Here is an 18,202-nt window from a genome sequence, read left to right on the forward strand (position 1 = left end):
GGCCGCTGCCCACGCGGGAGGCCCGCGGACCGTGCCGGGGCTACCGCCGGGCCGCTGCGGGTGGTCTGCTGGAAGGATCCGCAGCCGCCCGGCGAAAGGAAACCCCATGCGCGGAGTTGTCATTCATGCCCCCGGCGATATCCGGGTGGAGGACCGCCAGGACCCGCGGATCCTCGAACCGACCGACGCGGTCATCCGGCTGGCCGCCACCTGCATCTGCGGCTCCGACCTCTGGCCCTACCGCGGCATCGAGGACGTGCAGTCGGCGGCGCCGATGGGCCACGAGTACGTCGGCACCGTCGAGGAGGTCGGCGAGGACGTCCGCACGATCAAGCCCGGCGACTTCGTGGTCGGCTCCTTCTGGGCCTCGGACAACACCTGCGAAATCTGCCGCGCCGGCTACCAGAGCCGCTGCGTGCAGGCCGTGCCCATGGGCGGCATCGGCACCCAGTCCCAGTACGCCCGCATCCCGCTCGCCGACGGCACCCTGGTTCCCACGCCCGGCCAGCCCGACGCCGACCTGATCCCCTCGCTGATGGCCGCCTCCGATGTGCTCGGCACCGGCTGGTTCGGCGCCGTCGCAGCCCAGGCCGGGCCCGGCAAAACCGTCGCGGTGGTGGGCGACGGCGCCGTCGGGCTGCTCGCCGTGCTCGCCGCCCGCCAGCTGGGCGCGGACCGGATCATCGCCATGAGCAGGCATCCGCAGCGGCAGGAGCTGGCCCGCCGCTTCGGCGCCACCGACATCGTCGAGGAACGCGGCGACGCCGGCGTGGCCGTTATCAAGGACATGACCCACGGGCTCGGCGCGCACTCGGTGGTGGAGGCCGTGGGCACCCAGGAGGCGATGATGCAGGCGATGCGTTCCACCCGCCCCGGCGGGCATATGGGCTTCGTCGGCGTCTCGCACGACGTCGCCCTGCCGGGCCTGGAACTGTTCTTCGCTGAGATCAACATGCTGGGCGGGCCCGCCCCGGTGCGCCGGTTCCTGCCGGAGCTCATCGACCTGATCTGGAACCGCACCATCGACCCCGGCCAGGTCTTCGACCTCACCCTGCCGTTGGAGGACGCCGCCGAAGGCTACCGCGCCATGGACGAACGGCGGGCCATCAAGGTGCTGCTGACCCCGTAGCCGCGCCGCCGACGTCGGGCCCGGCTGCCGGTCTGCCCGACGCCGGTCCCCCGGCGGGCGCGGTTGCCGCAGCCTCACGCGCGGGCGGACGCGGTAGCGCCCGGCGGGCAAACGCGCTGGAAACCGCGGATAATGGGCTCAGCCCGCCGCGGCGGCGCCTTCGCCCGGAGGCGCCCTGCCGCACGGGCGGAAGGAGAACCGGTGGCCCTGATCGACAACGCGGTCTACGTGGACGGGCGGCGGCACTGCAGCCCCGCATCGCTGGATGAGACGTTCCAGGCCGTCCGGGAGACCGGCGGCATGGCCTGGATCGGGCTTTACCGGCCGGACTCCGTCGAGCTGCTGGCGGTCGCCGAGGAGTTCGGCCTGCACCTGCTCAGCGTGGAGGACGCCCTGGCCGGCCACCAGCGCTCCAAGCTGGAACGCTACGGCGACACGCTCTTCCTGGTGCTGCGACCGGCCCGCTACCTCGACGAGGAGGAGCAGGTGGAGTTCGGCGAGCTGCACATCTTCATCGGCCCGAACTACGTGGTCACCATCCGCCACGCCGAGTCCCCGGACCTGCGGCGGGTCCGCAAACGGCTGGAACAGGAACAGCAGCTGCTGGCCCTGGGCCCGCTGGCCGTCATGTACGCCCTCCTGGACCAAGTGGTGGACGAATACGAGCCGGTGGCCGCGGGCCTGGAAAACGACGTCGATGAGATCGAGGACGAACTGTTCGGCGGCGACTCCGAGGTCTCCCGCCGCATCTACGAACTCTCCCGCGAAGTCATCCAGTTCCAGCGCGCCATCAGCCCGCTGGAGGACATGCTGGAGGCCATCCGGCGCGACCCCGAGGCCGGAACAGCCCTGCCGGACGTGCTGCGCGATAACCTGCGCGACGTGCTGGACCACGTCCTGCGCCTGACCGACCGGGTGAACGCCTACCGGGCCATCCTCGACAACGCCCTGAACCTGTCCTCCACCCTGGCCTCCAACCGGCTGGCGGAAACCTCCATTGCCCAAAACGAGCAGGTGAAGCGAATTTCCTCCTGGGCTGCCATACTGTTCGCTCCGACACTGGTGGGCACGGTGTACGGCATGAACTTCGAGCACATGCCCGAACTGGACTGGCCGGCCGGGTATCCGCTGGCGCTGGCGCTCATGGTCCTGATGGGCATCGGCCTGTATGTCACGTTCAAGCGCAACAACTGGCTCTGACCAAGGAGGACATGGTGAGAAGGACCCTGGCCCTGGCCGCGGCGATGCTGCTGCTGCCCCTGGCCGCCTGCGGTGATTCGGCGGGACAGTCCGCCGGCCCGTCCGCTCCGGCATCCGCGGACAGCGCGACGTCGACCCTGCCGTCTGATGGTTCCGGCGCGGGCGCTGACTCCAACGAACCCGGCGGCCCCGTGCTGGGCGGCTGGGGAAACCTCGATGATTCCTCCGCTCCGTCCCTGGAGTTCGGCCCGGACGGCACCTACTCCGGCACCGACGGATGCAACGGCATGGCCGGAAACTGGCGGGAGGACGGCGGCCGCGTCATCCTCGATCCCGGGCCCATGACACTAAAGGGCTGCCCCGATCTGGACACCTGGCTCTCCGGCGCAGCCTCGGTGGAGCCCGCCGAGGATGTGCTGGCGGTGTTCAACGCCGAAGGGCTGCGGATCGGCGAGCTGACCCGCTGATCCGCAGCCCTTCGGGGCCGGTGGGGAGCGCCGCCCGTAAGGAAAAGAGCGGCCGACGGCGGGGGCGCCGTCGGCCGCTCTTCCTTGTGGGGGGTGCCGGGTGGTTCTAGCGGGCCAGCGGTGCCTTGTGGACGTCCTCGACGTGCAGGTCCGCGCCCTTGGTTTCCTTGACCATGCTCACGGCGACGAAGGAGATGACGCAGAGGACCATGATGTAGATGCCGATGGACCCGGACCAGCCGGTGGCTTCCAGCAGCATTTCGGCGATCATCGGGGCGAACGCGCCGCCGAGGATGGCGCCGATCGCGTAGCCGATGGAGACGCCGGAGTAGCGGACCCGGGCCGGGAACATCTCGGCGTACAGCGCGGACTGCGGGCCGTAGGACAGGCCCAGGCCGATGGTCAGCACGAAGATCGAGAGCCCGAACAGGAACACGTTCGCGGTGTCGATGAGCAGGAACATCGGGATCGACCAGAGGAAGACCCAGGCGTAGCCGATCTGGAAGGTGCGGATCCGGCCGATCTTGTCGGAGAGGATGCCGCCGTACATGGTGAAGATCAGCCAGCCGAAGGATCCCACCGCGGTGGCCAGCAGCACGGCCGGACGCTCCATGCCCAGGGTCTTGCCGGCGTAGGAGGCGAAGAACGCGATGACCAGGTATCCGGCGGCGTTGTTGGCGATGAAGATCAGCGCGGCGAGGATGACCTCGCGGGAGTTGTGCTTGAACAGCTGGCCCAGCGGGGCGGAGGATTCCTTCTTGCGCTGCTGGATCTCCTGGAAGACCGGGCTCTCATCCACGGTGCGGCGGATGAAGTAGCCGACGAAGATCAGCACCACGGAGAGCAGGAACGGGATGCGCCAGCCCCATTCCATGAACGCCTCGTTGCTCATGGAGCTGGAGATGATGAACATGACGAACGTCGCGAGGATCATGCCGACCGGCACGCCGATCTGCGGGTAGGCGCCGAAGAAACCGCGCTTGTTGATCGGTGCGTGCTCCACGGACAGCAGGGCCGCGCCGCCCCATTCGCCGCCGGCGGAGAAGCCCTGCAGGATGCGCAGCACCAGCAGCAGGATCGGGGCCGCGACACCGATCTGGGCGTAGGTGGGCAGCACGCCGATCAGGGCGGTTGCTGCGCCCATCATGACCAGGGTGAAGACCAGCATCTTCTTGCGGCCCAGCTTGTCCCCCAGGTGGCCGGCGACGACGGCGCCCAGCGGGCGGAACAGGAAGCTGATGCCGATGGAGGCCCAGGAAACGATCTGCGCCAGGGCGCTGGCCTCGCCCAGCGGGGCGAAGTACAGGGACGCCAGGACCAGGCCGGCGGCCTGGGCGTAGATGAAGAAGTCGTACCACTCGATGGTGGTACCGACCAGGGTGCCGGCAAGGACTTTGCGCTCTTCCTTGCTCATCCGCTGCGAGGACGCCGCAGACGCAGATGCTGTGGTCATGGGAACTCCGATGTTCTTGGCCTGAACTGCCAGCTGGGATTGAGGGAACGAATTACTGAAAGAACGGTCGGTAAAACGTGCTACACGATACCGCCGCATGTGACCCAGGACACTTGTTCCGGGGAATGTGACGCATGCGTCCGCGAAAATGACACAGGGCGGCGGGCCCTGGACTGCGGCCGCCATTGGAAATCAGCCACCGGCAACACCTCACCGACTACCCGCGAGCACTGCACGCCCCCGCGGCCCGTCCGGCCGGGCCGCCGTTGCAGTGTTCGATAGTTGAACTGCTGTCTCTTTTTGCGAACAGAGCAAAACTATAGACGGGGTGTGATCAAGCGCACAAGTTGGCCACGTCACACTGTGGAGCAGCAGCAGTGACGGGTGATGGTGCTGTGGATAGCACCGGGGGCAGGGTCAGCCGGCGTCGTCAGCCGGCCGCCTGGAGAATCACGCCGCTGCGCGGGATCGAGGGCAGCTGGGTCAGCGGCACGGTGAGGTCCTGTGCGGGGACCCGGTAGCCGCCCTCGGCGAGCAGGCGGGTGGCCTCTTCGACCAGGGCCAGGGTGAGCGCTTCGCCGGGGCAGCGGTGGCCGGACTCGACCTGGCCGCCGCCCTGGGGAACCAGCCGGTAGGGGTTGTCGTCCCAGCTGCGGAACCGCTCCGGACGGAAGGCCTGCGGATCAGGCCAGATCCGCGCGTCGTGATTGGTGCCGTACAGGTCCAGCATGGCCCAGGTGCCGGGCTTGAAGGTGTGTCCTCCCCAGCTGAACGTGGTGGTGGCCACCCCGGCCACGGCCGGGAAGAAGGGGTAGTAGCGGCGCACTTCCTGAGCGAACGGTGCCAGGTCCTGCAGCCGTTCCGCGTCGCCGGAGGCGAAGGCGGCGGCCCACTGCGGGTGCTCCACGAGGGCGGTGGCGGCGAAGGCGATGAACCGGGCCACGGCCACGATCGGGCGGATGACGTTGAGCAGTTCCACGGCGGCCACGTCCTCGGGCAGCGGCGCGCCGTCGTCGCCGGTCTGCGCCGCGACCAGGGCGGCCGGGCTGTCGGCGGGTGCGCGGCGGCGGCCGGCGCGCAGGTCGGCGATGATTCCGCGGGCCCACTTTTCCGTGCGCCGGCGGCGCAGCTGCGCCCACCAGTTCTTCGGCCCGAAGGACCCGGCCTGGTTCACCATCAGCGCGAACTCGGGAGCCCGCGCGTCCACCTCGCTGTCAGCGAGGGGCACGCCGGCCCACTCCGCGGCCGCAGCCGTGAGGATCCAGTGCGCTTCGCCGTGCAGCACCACCGGGTCCACGCCCCAGGAGTCGACGCGTCGCTTCCAGGTCCGGACGAAGATTTCCCGCAGCCGGGTGACCGCCTCCGGGCCCATCATGGCCAGGAACATGGCCTTCCGGTGCCGGTGCGCGGCGCCGTCGAGGGTCTGCACGCTGCCCTTGTCCTGCAGCAGGTGTACCACGGTGGGCGGCAATGCGCCCTTGCGGGTGAAGCGGCCGCCGTCGTAGAAGACCTGGGCGGCTTCCGCCCCGCGCATGCACACCACCGGCCGCCCCGCGATCCGGGTGCGGAAGATGTCGGTGCCCAGCCGGTCGCAGCGTGCGGAGATGAAGGTGTATCCCTCACGCAGGAATGCGGCTGAGCTATCGGGCGTGCGCAGTTTGGGGACGGTCATCGGTCTCCTTCGGTTGGGGGTCGGGGGTCTGGGCCGGAGCTGCTGCCGCGGCAGCGTCGGCCAGGCGGCGGCGCAGTGTGCGGACGGAGTGTCCGGCGCGGCGCAGGCGCCGGCCGGCGTACGGGACGCCCCCGCGCAGCCGCCAGTACAGGGCCGCCCAGATGCACACGGCGCGTTCCGCGGTCCAGGCCGGCGCCCAGAGCGCCGCTGTCGGCGGATACATGGCGGTGCCGCCGGCGCGGCGTCGGCCTGCCTCGGCGACGACGACCGCCGCGGCGGCCAGGGCGGCGAGCCGTCGGGGCCGGCGCAGCCCGGAGAGGATCAGCGGCAGCAGCGTCAGTTCAGCTGCCAGCCGGGCGGGCTGGGCGAAGCTGTCGTAGGCCTGCCGGACGCGCTGGCCGCGGAAGTGCCGGGAACTGCACGGCAGGCGGGGAACGAACAGGTCATCGGCGCGCAGCTCGGTGCCGCCGGCGGCCCGGACGGTGCGCAGCAGTTCGAGGTTCTCGAAGAGCACGTTGCCGTCGTACCCGCCGGTGCGCTCCAGCACCGCCCGGCGCACCGCCACCGTGCCAGGGTAGTCAGAGCCGAGGGCACGGTTGATCAGGCTGCGGGCGGTGTCCCAGCGGACGTGCCAGGACTGGGCGCCGATGAAGTGGTTCTGCGGGCGCACGACGTCGGCCCGGCCCAGCCCGGCCACCACCCGTTCCAGTGCCGCCCGGGTGTACCGCACGTCGTCGTCGGCGATCACCACGCAGGGCGCGTTGGCCTGCCGCAGGCCGGTGAGCACTCCGGCCACCTTGCCGTTGAGCACGCCCAGCGGTTCCGGCGCCAGGTGCCGGACGGCGGGCGGAAAGGCGATGGCGTGCGCGGCGAACCGGTCCGGATCCGACCCGTCGATGACGGTCACCGGCAGCCAGCGGCTGAGCCGGGCCAGGTAGTCGGCCAGCTCGGCCAACCCGGCGTCGTCGGCCCATTTCAGGGGCAGGATGTACTCGGCGTCGGCGAGGTCGGGGGCCGGCTTCACGGGTGCTGGTATTCCTTTCCGGTGCATCTGGCCCCTGGTGAGGGGCCGCGTCGAGGGGTGGCGGTCGGGCCGGGCGGCGCCGCAGCGCCGCCCGTGTCCGGCCTGGTGCTATTCCTTCTTCATCTTGTCCTGCACGACGCCGGCGGCCTTTTCCATGGTGTTGGGCAGGTCGGTGGTGCCGTAGTAGCGGGCGTCCGGGCGGGTGACGTCCGGCATGGGCGCCGTGGTGGTGGGCCCGTCGTGGTAGCTGAATTCGCCGTGCCCGTCGGGCGTGGGGCCGGAGGCCCAGCGGCCTTCCGCGGCGGCCGGGCCGTTGGAGAAGTTCAGGTACTGGTAGGACACCTCGCGGGCCTCGTTCTTCAGCGGGAAGTTGCTCGGCACCGGCAGGGACTCCATGCCTTCGGCCTGCAGCTCCATGGCGGCGGCGGTCCACTGGTTCTGGTGCATGGTGTCCCGGGCGAGCAGGAACGAGAGCAGATCCCGCACGCCGTGGTCATCGGTCATGTGGTAGAGCCGGGCGACCTGGACGCGGCCCTGCATTTCGGCGTTCGCGTTGGAGGTGAAGTCCGCCAGCAGGTTGCCGCTGGCGGTGATGTAGCTGCCCTGCCAGGGGTTGCCGTTGGAGTCCACGGCACGCGCGCCCGCTCCGGCGACAATTGCCTGCTGCACGTCCTGCCCGCCGATCACGGCGGCGACGGCCGGGTCGTCCTGGGTGGAGCCGCGGGAAACACCCAGGGGGTCCTTCTCGAGCAGCTGGGCGATCATGACGGCCAGCATTTCGACGTGGCCCATCTCCTCCGCGGCGATGCCGTAGAGCAGGTCCCGGTACTTGCCGGGAAGGTGTGAGTTCCATGCCTGGAAGCCGTACTGCATGGCCACCGTGATTTCGCCGTACTGCCCGCCGAGCACCTCCTGCAGTTTGCGGGCGAAGACGGCGTCGGGCTGATCGGGGACGGTTTTGAACTGGAGTTCCTGCTTGTGGAAAAACATGCAATTTCCTCCTGGCCTTGGGTGACCCGGCCCCGTGCACGTCCCCACAGGGGAAGTTGGCCGGATCGGGGTGTCCTCAACCTAGCCATGCGGTCCACCCGTGGGAAGGGTCATCAGCAAGCTTATGACTTCTTTTTGCCGGTTGTCTTGCGTGACGCGGAACGGCGCGTAGGGAGCGTCTGCGCGGCGGCGGGCCGGGTGGGCCGCTCCGCCGGCGCACCGTTCCGCCCCGGCCGTCCGCTGCGGCTAGGCTGTCGCCATGTCTGAGCACCTGCCTGCCCCCGATGCCGGGGCTGCCTCCGGATCCGGCGACGCCGTCCGTCCTTCCGCTCCAGCCGACGACAACCCCGGCACGGCCCATTCCGGTTCCTCACCGGGGGGACGCCCGCAGGCAGCACCGGGCCGCGGCACCGGAGCGGCCGACGTCGGGCCGGCCCAGGTCAGCGACGACCTGGCCGTGCGCCGTCACGTGCTGCCCTCGGGGCTGGCCTACACCACCACCGCCGGGCGGATCGTGTTCCGCCGCGAGGAGACCAAGGACGGCCTGGCGGACGGCTTCCGGGCCAAGGCGGAGATCTTCCTGACCGCCTACACCGCCGACCGCGACCCTGCCGAGGGAGTGTCCTCTCCCAACCCGCGCCCGGTGGTGTTTGCGTTCAACGGCGGGCCCGGCTCGTCGTCGGTCTGGCTGCACCTGGGCCTGCTGGGCCCGCGGATGGTGGACTCGGGCGACATCGGCGCCCTGACCCCGGCACCTTACGGCCTGGTCGACAACCCGGAGACCCTGCTGGAACACGCCGACCTGGTGATGATCGATCCGGTGAACACCGGTTTCTCCCGGGTGGTGGACGGCAACCAGGCCGACGAGTTCCACGCCTTCGAGCAGGACCGGGACCTGGTGGCCGAGGTGATCCGGCTCTGGACCACGCGCAACAACCGGTGGCTGAGCCCGAAGTACCTGGTCGGCGAGTCCTACGGCACGCTGCGCGCGGTCGCCGTCGCCGGCCGCCTGTTCGAGGCGTATGGGATGGCGGTCAACGGGCTCGGCCTGATCTCCACGGTGCTGAACCTGGCCACGCTGGATTTCGCGCCGGGCCGGGACACTCCGTACGCGCTGCACCTGCCCACCTACGCGGCGATTGCCCACTATCACGGCCGGCATCCGGGCCGGGAGCTGGCCGACGTCGTGCGCGAGGCCGAGGAGTACGCGGCCCGCGACTACGGCTACGCGCTGACGCAGGGCGCGCGGCTGTCCGCGGAGGAGTTCGACGGCGTGGTGGCGCGGCTGGCGGAGCTCACCACCCTGGATCCGGGTTTCATCCGGCGGACCAACCTGCGCTGGGATTACGCGCAGTTCTCCGCGGAGCTGCTGCGGGAGAAGCACCTGGCCGTGGGGCGGATCGACGGGCGGTTTACGGCGCCGGCGGAGGATCCGCAGGCCTCGATCAACTGGGACGATCCCAGCCTCGCCGCCATCAACGGGCCCTACGCGGCGGCCATCAACCACTACCTGCGCGCCGAGCTGGGCTACGAGAACGACCTGCCCTACGAGGTGCTCAGCGGGCGGGTGCAGCCGTGGAGCTACCGGCAGTTCGAGGGCGTGCCGGTGGATGTCACCAAGACGTTGGAGCGGTTGATGGCGCACAACCCGTCCCTGCGGGTACACGTCGATTACGGGTATTACGACGGCGCGACGCCGCACTTCGCCGCCGAGTACGTCTGGGCGCACATGCGGTTGACTGACGAGGCGCGGGCGAGGTTCACCCATCACTATTACGAGGCCGGGCACATGATGTACGTACAGCCGGAGGCCCGGCGGGCGCAGTTGGCCGCGCTGGCGGAGTTCGTGGCGCCGCGGTAAGGGCTGCGGGGCGGGGCTGGACGGGCGGCCGGCGTCGGGCGCCGGTGCCGCCCGGCTTCCGCTGCCGGTTTGTGCACTTGCTGCCATTGCGTACCGGCAGCAGCTGCCCAAACCGGCAGCGCGACGTCGACGGTCCCGGGCGCCAGCGGGCTGGGACCCTTGCCGGGGCGGCTCCGCCGGTTAGTGGGCCGCGCCGGTCTCGACGAGCAGCACGCCGCCGACGATCAGCGCCACCCCGAGCCCCATCACCCAGGTGAAGGGTTCCTTGAAGATCACCCGGCTGAGCACGGCTGTCAGCGCGACGCCGGCGGCCGCCCACAGTCCGTAGGCGATGCCGAGGGGCATGCCCAGGGCCAGGACGACGGCGAGCAGGCTGAATGCGGCCAGATAGCCGGCGACCACGGCGATGTACCAGCGCCGGGAGCCGCCTGTCGCGGCGCGCAGCGACAGCGTGGCACCGACCTCTGCGAGAATCGCGACGGCGAGCAGGATCCACTGCATCAGTGCGCTCCTTCCGCCCGGTCGGACCCGGGGGCCCGGTGAGAGGCGTCGCCTCCGTCGCGTCCACCGGAGACGCCGGAGCCCCCGCCTCCGTCGTGTCCCCCGGAGCCGCCGCCGCGCCCACCGCCGTCGCGCCGGTTGCCGCTCGCGGCTGGTTCGGCGCGGCCGGCTGCCGCCTGCGAGCCGAGTTCGACGCACAGCACGCCGGCCATGATCAGCACGATGCCGGCGCCCATCAGCCAGGTCATCGGTTCATCGAAGATAAGGGTGGACAGCACCGCCGTGAGGGCGACGCCGCTGGCCGCCCAGAAACCGTAGGCGGCCTCGAGCGGCATGCCCTGCCGCAGGGCACCGGCAAGCATGATGAACGCCGTGAGGTAAGCCCCTGCGGTCACCGCGTACAGGCCCGGCATCTCCAGTGCCGCCTTCAGGGTCAGGGACCCGGTCACTTCGGCCGCGACGGCGGCGCAGAGCATCATCCAGCCCTTGATGGGGTTCCTCCTTGGGTGGTGGGTGCGGCGACGGCTCAGCGGGTGGCGAAGTGCACCCAGACGCCGATGATCCACGCAGTGCCGGCTGCCAACGCGAGCGCGAGCTCCGCCAGCATGCCGAGGCCGGTGGCTTTCAGGGCGGCCCAACTCGACGACGCCGCCGCGCCCAGGTTCCGCTGGCGCACGAATTCGCTGGCGAGCAGCCCTCCCGCGAAGCCGACCACCAGGCCGACCACAGGGATGACGAACATGCCGACGACGCCGGCCACGAGCCCGACCAGCACCGAGCGGTTGGGGATCTGCCGCTGCTTCAGCTTCCGGCCGGTGAGCACCACACTGGCGGACATCCCGGCGAGTGCGAACAGCGCCCCGAAGGCGAATGACCACCAGCCGGCGCCGCTGCTCACTCCGATCGCCCAGCCGAGGAAGGCCAGCAGGATCAGGATGCTGCCCGGCAGCACCGGAACCACGATGCCGGCCACGCCGACGGCGATCAGCACTCCGGCGGCCAGGGTCACTATCAGGTCGGCGTCCATCTCCCCAGTCTCGCATTACCGGCGACGCACCTTTCCCGCAGCAGCTTCCTGACGGGTCCGACTTCCAGGCCGCTCGGGGGCCAACATCCCCTTTCACCGCCGTCAATAGTAAGCTTGCTGACTACCAGACAGTCACCGCACACTGCCAAGGAGGACACCATGAGCTCGGATGCCACAGGAGGCCGGAACAGCGGCGGGGACCGGCGGGGCCGCAACCCGGACCCGGACGCGACGCAGGCCATGCCCACGGAAGGAGCGGGCGCCCATGTCGCGGAGCCACCCGCGGACGCCGGGCGGCCGACGGGACGGCGGGCCGCGGATAACGACGTGCCCGCCGGGGCAACGGACGGCGGCTACACCGACATCGACTACGGCGCGTTCCAGGAAGAGGATTCGCACGACGGGGCCACCCGGCGGCTGCCCGATGAGGCGCAGGAGCGCCGCAGCACCGACTCCCCCACGGAGCGCATCTCCGACCGGGACCGGACCCGGGCCATGCCCCAGGCCGACGGGGACCGCTCGTCATCCATCAGTGCCGAACGGGATCCGCGCGACGGCGGCTACCGGGACGACGCCGGTTCCGCGGCTGACGACGGCGCTCGCAGCTCCGGCGGGGGCCGGGCCGGAGCCGTGCTCGGCGGAGCCGCAGGGGCGGGCGCCGGGGCCGGGACCGGACGTGGCGGCCGGGCAACCGGTGCCGGAGGCCGGGACGCCGGGGATGCCGCCGTCGCCGCTCCCAACCGGGAGTCGCTGCTGCAGCGCGAGAAGGAGGCCTTCGGCGGCATGAAGTTCGGTGCGGCGTTCTTCGGCTGGCTCAGTGCCACCGGGATGCTCGTGCTGCTCTCGGCACTCGCCGCGGCGATTGCGGCCGCCGTCGGGCTGTCCAACAATGCCGACCTGGGGCAGGCCCTGAACCAGGTGGGGACCGACCAGTCCGCCGGCATTGCCGGTGTCATCATCGCGCTGGCGGTGCTGCTGATCGCCTACTTTGCCGGCGGTTACGTCGCCGGGCGGATGGCCCGCTTCAACGGCCTGAAGCAGGGCCTGGCGGTGTGGATCTGGGGGCTGATCATTTCCGCCGTCGTCATCGTGCTGGGGCTGATCTTCGGCAATGACATCAGCGCGCTGACGCAGGCGAACGCCCTCGCGCCGCTGCCGGAGTCCTTTGACGAGATCAATCCGATGACCTGGCTGGCCGTCGGCCTGTCCCTGGCGGTGGCGCTGGTCGGCGCGCTGCTGGGCGGCCTGGCCGGCATGCGGTACCACCGCCGGATCGACAAGGCGGACTTCGGCCCGGTGGACGACAACCGGCGCTGACCCGGCGGAAGCCGCTTCGGGGCTGCGTGGCCGGTGCCGAGGGCTAGGGCCCAGCCACGCCGGACGCCGGCCTCGGGCCTCGGGCCTCGGGCCTCGGCCCAAGCTTCGGGGCTGCTCGCACCACTGCGCAGCAGCCCCGAAGCCATGTTCCGGCTCCTCCTTCACCCCCCAGCACCACCGTCCGGACGTGCCCCTCCAGTTCGACGCCGCCCCCTCCAGTTCGACGCCGCCCCCTCCACGTTGCGCCTTTTCCTCCAGTTCCAGACGGAGAGAACGGACAAAGTGGAGGGGCAGGATCCGAACCGGAGGGATCCAGGCCATCCAAGCGCCCACGCACGAAGGGCCGGCACTCCGTTTCCGGAATGCCGGCCCTTCAGGCTTCCACGGCACAGGCGGGGTGGGGGTGCCCGCCACACCCGCGACTCACGGGCCGCCCAGCCGCCCGCCGTCGCCCGCTACGGGCTGGGGGTGCCGCCGTTGACGTTCAGCGTTTCGCCGATCACGTAGCTGGATTCGGGCGATGCCAGGAACACGTACGCCGGGGCGAGCTCGGTGGGCTGGCCCGCGCGGCCCAGCGGGACGCTCTGGCCGAACTCCGGCAGGTCTTCCTTGTTCTGGCCGTCGCTCGGCTGCAGCGGAGTCCAGAACGGACCGGGCGCGACGGCGTTCACCCGGATGCCCTTGGGTGCCAGCTGCTGGCCCAGGCCCTTGGTGAAGTTGTTGATCGCCGCCTTGGTGCTGGCGTAATCCAGCAGGTTGGCCGAGGGCATGTAGGCCTGGATCGAGGTGGTGTTGATGATGCTCGAGCCGGGCTTCAGGTGCTTGAGCGCAGCCTTGGTGATCCGGAAGAACGAGTAGATGTTCGTCTTGAACGTGTGGTCCAGCTGCTCGTCGGACAGGTCCTCAAGGTTGTCGACGGCGACCTGCTTGCCGGCGTTGTTGACCAGGATGTCGAGTCCGCCCAGACCGGCGACGGCGTCCTCGACCAGCTGGACGCAGTGCTCGGCGTCCTTGATGTCGCCGGGCAGCTTCACCACCTTGCGGCCGGACTTTTCGATCACCTCGGCGATGTGCTGGGCGTCCGGTTCCTCCTCGGGGAGGTAGGAGATCGCGACGTCGGCGCCTTCCCGGGCGAACGCAATGGCCACGGCCGCGCCGATGCCGGAGTCGCCGCCGGTGATCAGCGCCTTGCGGCCTTCGAGTCGGCCGGTGCCGCGGTAGGTGTCCTCGCCGTGGTCGACATGAGGAGTCATGTCCTTATCCAGACCGGGTTCGGACTGGTCCTGCTCCGGCGGAGCGATCTTCGGGTACCGGGTCACCGGATCCTGGAACGTGTACTGATCAGTCGAGTTGCCGTTGGTCATTCATGCCACCTTTCGGTAGATGTCCTCTCGGGCCACTTACTACTGTAAGTATGCTTAGTACCCTACGCCTTGGCGGGCGGGCGGCTCAAGTCCGGCCCCGGGCGGCGGGCTGCGCCGGGCGGCACGACGACGGGCGGCGAGCCGGGTGGATCCCGGTGGCAGGACGACGGCCGCCGGGCTGCGCCGGGCGGGCCAGGGCGGCGAGCCGGGTGGATCCCGGTGGCAGGACGTCGGCCGCCGACAGTCCGGCATCTCGGAGCCGGCGTGCGGCCCGGTCAGGTGCGGGCGGACCGGTCTCGGGTGGCAAACAGCGCCGTGGCAGCCAGCAGCGCCGCGCAGGTCATCACGATGCCCAGCGGCACGGCGCTGCTTTCGCCGGCGAGTCCGGTCAGCGGTGAGACCAGGGCGCCCAGAAGGAACTGGCCTCCGCCGAGCACGGCGGAGCCGCTGCCACTGGTATGACGCACCTCGGCGAGCGCCAGGGCTGTCGTATTGCCCATGATGAAGCCGATGCTCGCCACGGCGCAGAAGATGGCCACGGCCAGCAGCAGCGGAGGTGCGGGCGAGAGCGCCAGGGCCAGCACAGTCGCGGACGCTGCCAGCAGCACGGGGACGGCCACGGTGACGGTCCGCCGCGGCGGAACCCTCCGCGCCAGGCGGGAGGAGACGTAGCCGGTGGTCACCAGACCAAGGGCGTTCAGCCCGAAGGCGAAGCCGTACTGCGCCGCGGTGAAGCCGATCAGGTTCTGGTAGATGAATGACGATGCGGAGATGTAGCCCATGAGCACGCCGAAGGTCGAGCCGAACAGCAGGGCATAGCCAAGGAAACGGCGGCTGTGCAGCACCTGCCGCAGGCCGGCAAACGGCGAGCCGCTGCTGCGCTGCTCCGGCGGCCGGGTCTCGCCCAGGACGAAAACCACGCAGGCGAACATCAGCAGGGCCAGGCCGGCCAGCACCCAGAGCACGCCGCGCCAGCCCAGGGTTGTGGCGAGCAGGCCGCCCACGGTGGGGGCGATCACCGGGGCGACGCCGCCGATGGTCATGAGCAGGCTGAAGGTCCGTGCGGCCTGGGGCCCGTGCGTCAGGTCCGAGACGACAGCCCGCGCGATCACCACTCCGGCGGAGGAGCACAGTCCCTGCACCAGCCGGGCTCCAATCAGCACCGCCAGGTTGGGAGCCAGGGCGGCAGCCACCGAAGCTGCCACGAAACCGGCCGAGCCGATCAGCAGCGGCCGGTACCGGCCGTACTTGTCGGAGGCCGGGCCAAAGAACAGCTGTCCGGCGGCCATGCCAAGCAGGAACGCAGTCAGGGTCAGCTGCACCCCCGTGGCGCCTGCGGAAAAGTCGCGGCCGATCTCGGGAAACGAGGGAAGGTAGAGGTCGGTGGCGAAGGGGCCGGTGGCGGAAAGCAGCGCCAGCGCCAGGAAGAGTCCGGGCGTCAGCGCCGTAACCGCGCGCCGGCCGAAGGGCGGTGCAGGCATGGACCTGATCCTATGCTCGCCGGTTCCTCCGTTTCGGATCATGACGGCCGGGCCCGTCTGCCCGCGCTTGAACAGCCACCGCCGCGCGGGTCACGCACCCGCTTCCGCCCATTCGCGTGCCTGCATGGCGACGCACCCACGGCGTGCTCACCGCTACCCGTGCACCCATATACCCGTGCACCCATATACCCGTGCACCAACGCTTTAGGACTTCGGAGACCCCGGCAGTGCCGTCGTCTCTGGTCGAAGCGGAAGTGACAGCGCAGACTTTTGGGACGACATCGGGCACCTGTGGCCGCCAGCGCGTGACCGTACCGGAGGAGACACGTGAAGACAGCACAGCCAGACAGCACCGGGCCGCACGGCGTTCCCGTTTCCGCCGGACAGCATGCCTCCGCGGCGTCGGGGCAGACGGGACCGGAGCTGACGGAGCAGCTGCCCGAGGAGGGGCAGCTGCCGGAAATCGTAGTGGGCGTCGACGGCTCCAAGCTGTCCATCGTCGCGCTGCGCACTGCCCGGCGGCTGGCCGGAAAACTGGGATGCACGGTCCATGCCCTGACGGTGGTGGAGTATCCCGTGGCGATGGCCGTGCCGGTGGCATCGTCGGAGCTTTCTCCCGGTGCCGAGGCTGTCGGCCTGCTGGAGGAATGCGTCGAACAGGTCTACGGCGAGCCGGAACCGCAGGGCGTGCGCAAGACCGTGGTCGGCGGACAGGCCGCGAGAGTGCTGGTGGAAGCGTCCGACCAGGCCGAAATGCTGGTGGTGGGCAACAAGGGGCGCAGCGGAATCAGTGACCTCCTGCTCGGTTCGGTCAGCACCGCGGCGGCCTCCCACGCCCGCTGTCCGGTACTGATTGTGCACGGTCGACGCCGGGTCAGGCACTAAACCGGGCAGCCCCTCTATCACCCGCTCGGAGCGGGGCCAGGAGGGCGGCGAAGCGATCAGGAGGGCGCCAGCCGGCCGCCACCCGACCGACCGGCGACCCGGCCAGCCGCCGTCGCCGCGATGCCGCGAGCCGGCCAGTCGCCGTCGCCGCGAGCCGGCCACCCGCCGTCGTCGCGCCGCCGCGAGCCGGCCAGCCGCCGTCGCCGCCCGGCCAGCCGTCGTCGCCGGGCCGAACCCTAGCGGCGCTCCGCCGCGCCGTGCTAGCTGCGGGCGCGGCGGAGCAGGAAGGCGCTGAGCACCGCGGCGAACAGCATCACCGCGACGCCGATGGCCGAGGTGACCACGACACCGGAGTCGAACGCGGCCTTGGCCGTCTCGAGCAGGGGCCCGGCGACGTCCGCCGGCAGGTTCCGGGCGGTTTCGACGGCGCCGCCGAGTGTTTCGCCGGCGGCGGCCTGCTGCTCGGGGCTGAGCGTGTCGGGCAGCATCACTCCGGAGCGGTAGGAGGCGGTGAGGATGGTGCCGAGGATGGCGGTGCCGAGCACGCTGCCCACCTCATATGCCGTCTCGCTGATGGCCGACGCCGCGCCGGCCTTGGCTGCCGGAACACTGGCGAGCACCAGGTCGTTGGAGATCGTTTCCGCCGCGCCGACGCCGACGCCGAGCAGCATGAACGCCACCGCCAGGCCGAGCAGCGACTCCTGTCCGGTGAGCATCACCAGCGTGTACGCGGCGGCGTTGAACAGCAGGCCGCCGACGACGGCATAGACCGGCCGTACGTGCCGCACCAGGCGCACCACCGCCAGGCCGGCGACGATGGTCACCAGCAGGCCGGGCAGCATGAAGACGCCGGCTTCCTGCGGGCTCATGCCGAGCACCAGCTGAAGGTGCTGGGAGAGGAAGTAGATGAAGCCGACCATGGCGAACAGGCTGAGGAGGTTCGCCGTGATGGAGCCGGTGAACACCGGGTTGCGGAACAGCCGCACGTCCAGCATCGGGTAGCGGCGGGCCAGCTGGCGGCGGGCGAAGAGGAATCCGAAGACGACGCCGACGGCGATCGGCAGCAGCGATTCGAGGCCCAGTCCGTAGCTGGAGAAGTTCTTGATGCCGAGCACCACGGGGAACATGGCGGCCATGATCAGTCCGATGCTGACCAGGTCCACCGGACCCGGCTCCGGGTCGCGGCTTTCCGGCAGCAGGATCATGCCGAAGGCCAGCAGCGGAACGAGCAGAGGGACGGCCAGCAGCAGCACGGAGCCCCACCAGAAGTGTTCGAGCAGCACGCCGCCGACAATCGGGCCCAGGGCGGCCCCGGCGGAGAAGCCGGCGGCCCAGATGGCGATGGCGATGCGGCGCTGGGAGGGATCGACGAACATGTTGCGGATCAGCGACAGGGTGGCCGGCATGAGCATGGCGCCGAAGAAGCCGAGCAGGGCACGGGCGCCCACCAGCACTTCCGCGGTGGGAGAGAACGCGGCCGCCACGGACACCAGGCCGAACCCGGCGCTGCCGAGCATCAGGATCCGGCGCCGACCGATCCGGTCACCCAACGAACCCATGGGGATCAGCAGGCCGGCAAGGATCAGCGGATAGATGTCAATGATCCACAGCAGCTGGGTGCCCGTGGGCGTCAGGGCCTGGGAGATGGCGGGCACCGCAAAGCTGAGCACCGTGTTGTCCACCGAAACCAACAGCACCGCCAGCATGAGCACCGCCAGGCCAAGCCATTCACGCTTGCCGGCGGACTGCTGCTGCAGCCGGGGAGCTTCCTGCACCGCGAGCACGAGTCCTCCATTCCTCACGTCTGTGATGTCTTCCGGACACGCCTGTT

Annotated in this window: 16 protein-coding genes; 6 read left to right on the top strand and 10 right to left on the bottom strand. The window is 70.4% G+C overall.

The features are described 5' to 3' along the window. Positions 1-106: 106 nt before the first annotated feature. The 3 genes from AC5RUW_RS01950 (at position 107) to AC5RUW_RS01960 (ending at position 2,796) form a co-directional block, all read left to right on the top strand. Positions 107-1,129 (top strand): zinc-dependent alcohol dehydrogenase family protein, encoded by a 1,023-nt coding sequence (locus tag AC5RUW_RS01950; protein ID WP_494159143.1) that lies wholly within the window; start codon positions 107-109, stop codon positions 1,127-1,129. A 201-nt stretch (positions 1,130-1,330) separates the two neighbouring features. After that, positions 1,331-2,329, top strand: a complete 999-nt coding sequence (gene corA, locus AC5RUW_RS01955; RefSeq protein WP_494159144.1) for a magnesium/cobalt transporter CorA — start codon at positions 1,331-1,333, stop codon at positions 2,327-2,329. Positions 2,330-2,340: 11 nt separating this feature from the next. After that, a complete protein-coding gene (locus tag AC5RUW_RS01960; protein ID WP_494159145.1) occupies positions 2,341-2,796 on the top strand; it encodes an META domain-containing protein in 456 nt (151 codons plus the stop codon). Between the two features lie 106 nt (positions 2,797-2,902). Here the strand turns inward: AC5RUW_RS01960 and AC5RUW_RS01965 are convergent, their stop codons facing one another. From AC5RUW_RS01965 to AC5RUW_RS01980, 4 genes are all read right to left on the bottom strand, one after another. Next, positions 2,903-4,249, bottom strand: a complete 1,347-nt coding sequence (locus tag AC5RUW_RS01965; RefSeq protein ID WP_494159146.1) for an MFS transporter — start codon at positions 4,247-4,249, stop codon at positions 2,903-2,905. 430 nt (positions 4,250-4,679) lie between these two features. After that, complete coding sequence (locus tag AC5RUW_RS01970) at positions 4,680-5,921, bottom strand: cytochrome P450 (protein WP_494159147.1); 1,242 nt, start codon at positions 5,919-5,921, stop codon at positions 4,680-4,682. Further along, positions 5,890-6,945, bottom strand: a complete 1,056-nt coding sequence (locus AC5RUW_RS01975; RefSeq protein WP_494159148.1) for a glycosyltransferase family 2 protein — start codon at positions 6,943-6,945, stop codon at positions 5,890-5,892. The genes AC5RUW_RS01970 and AC5RUW_RS01975 overlap by 32 nt, the downstream gene beginning before the upstream one ends. Positions 6,946-7,053: 108 nt before the next feature. Beyond that, positions 7,054-7,935 carry a manganese catalase gene (locus tag AC5RUW_RS01980; protein WP_494159149.1) on the bottom strand — a complete coding sequence of 294 codons (882 nt, stop codon included), beginning with the start codon at positions 7,933-7,935 and terminating at the stop codon, positions 7,054-7,056. A 259-nt stretch (positions 7,936-8,194) separates the two neighbouring features. On the opposite strand from AC5RUW_RS01980, the gene AC5RUW_RS01985 reads away from it, so the two are divergent. Beyond that, positions 8,195-9,796: a S10 family peptidase gene (locus tag AC5RUW_RS01985; protein ID WP_494159150.1), complete on the top strand. Its 1,602-nt coding sequence runs from the start codon at positions 8,195-8,197 to the stop codon at positions 9,794-9,796. 180 nt (positions 9,797-9,976) lie between these two features. Here the strand turns inward: AC5RUW_RS01985 and AC5RUW_RS01990 are convergent, their stop codons facing one another. From AC5RUW_RS01990 to AC5RUW_RS02000, 3 genes are read right to left on the bottom strand one after another with little or no spacing between them, the layout of a single operon-like run. Beyond that, positions 9,977-10,297: a DMT family transporter gene (locus tag AC5RUW_RS01990; protein WP_494159151.1), complete on the bottom strand. Its 321-nt coding sequence runs from the start codon at positions 10,295-10,297 to the stop codon at positions 9,977-9,979. Further along, on the bottom strand, positions 10,297-10,863 hold the full coding sequence (locus tag AC5RUW_RS01995) for a DMT family transporter (protein ID WP_494159152.1): 567 nt from the start codon (positions 10,861-10,863) through the stop codon (positions 10,297-10,299). Before AC5RUW_RS01995 ends, AC5RUW_RS01990 begins: the two co-directional genes overlap by 1 nt. Then, positions 10,824-11,324, bottom strand: a complete 501-nt coding sequence (locus tag AC5RUW_RS02000) for a DUF456 domain-containing protein (RefSeq protein ID WP_494159153.1) — start codon at positions 11,322-11,324, stop codon at positions 10,824-10,826. Before AC5RUW_RS02000 ends, AC5RUW_RS01995 begins: the two co-directional genes overlap by 40 nt. 159 nt (positions 11,325-11,483) lie before the next feature. On the opposite strand from AC5RUW_RS02000, the gene AC5RUW_RS02005 reads away from it, so the two are divergent. Next, positions 11,484-12,641: a TIGR04086 family membrane protein gene (locus tag AC5RUW_RS02005; RefSeq protein WP_494159154.1), complete on the top strand. Its 1,158-nt coding sequence runs from the start codon at positions 11,484-11,486 to the stop codon at positions 12,639-12,641. A 455-nt stretch (positions 12,642-13,096) separates the two neighbouring features. Here AC5RUW_RS02005 and AC5RUW_RS02010 read toward each other — a convergent pair whose 3' ends face one another. Both AC5RUW_RS02010 and AC5RUW_RS02015 read right to left on the bottom strand, forming a co-directional pair. Then, entirely contained in the window at positions 13,097-14,005 is a 909-nt protein-coding gene (locus tag AC5RUW_RS02010; RefSeq protein WP_494159155.1) for an SDR family oxidoreductase, read from the bottom strand. Between the two features lie 275 nt (positions 14,006-14,280). Then, positions 14,281-15,486 (bottom strand): multidrug effflux MFS transporter, encoded by a 1,206-nt coding sequence (locus tag AC5RUW_RS02015; protein WP_494159156.1) that lies wholly within the window; start codon positions 15,484-15,486, stop codon positions 14,281-14,283. A 327-nt stretch (positions 15,487-15,813) separates the two neighbouring features. Here AC5RUW_RS02015 and AC5RUW_RS02020 point away from each other — a divergent pair, with 327 nt between their 5' ends. Next, positions 15,814-16,371: a universal stress protein gene (locus tag AC5RUW_RS02020; RefSeq protein ID WP_494159157.1), complete on the top strand. Its 558-nt coding sequence runs from the start codon at positions 15,814-15,816 to the stop codon at positions 16,369-16,371. A 260-nt stretch (positions 16,372-16,631) separates the two neighbouring features. Here AC5RUW_RS02020 and AC5RUW_RS02025 read toward each other — a convergent pair whose 3' ends face one another. Further along, the gene (locus AC5RUW_RS02025) at positions 16,632-18,155 is read right to left on the bottom strand and encodes an MFS transporter (protein ID WP_494159158.1); all 1,524 of its coding nucleotides are present in this window, start codon (positions 18,153-18,155) and stop codon (positions 16,632-16,634) included. Positions 18,156-18,202 lie beyond the last annotated feature (47 nt).

It is taken from the genome of Arthrobacter sp. Y3222053, assembly GCF_059092805.1.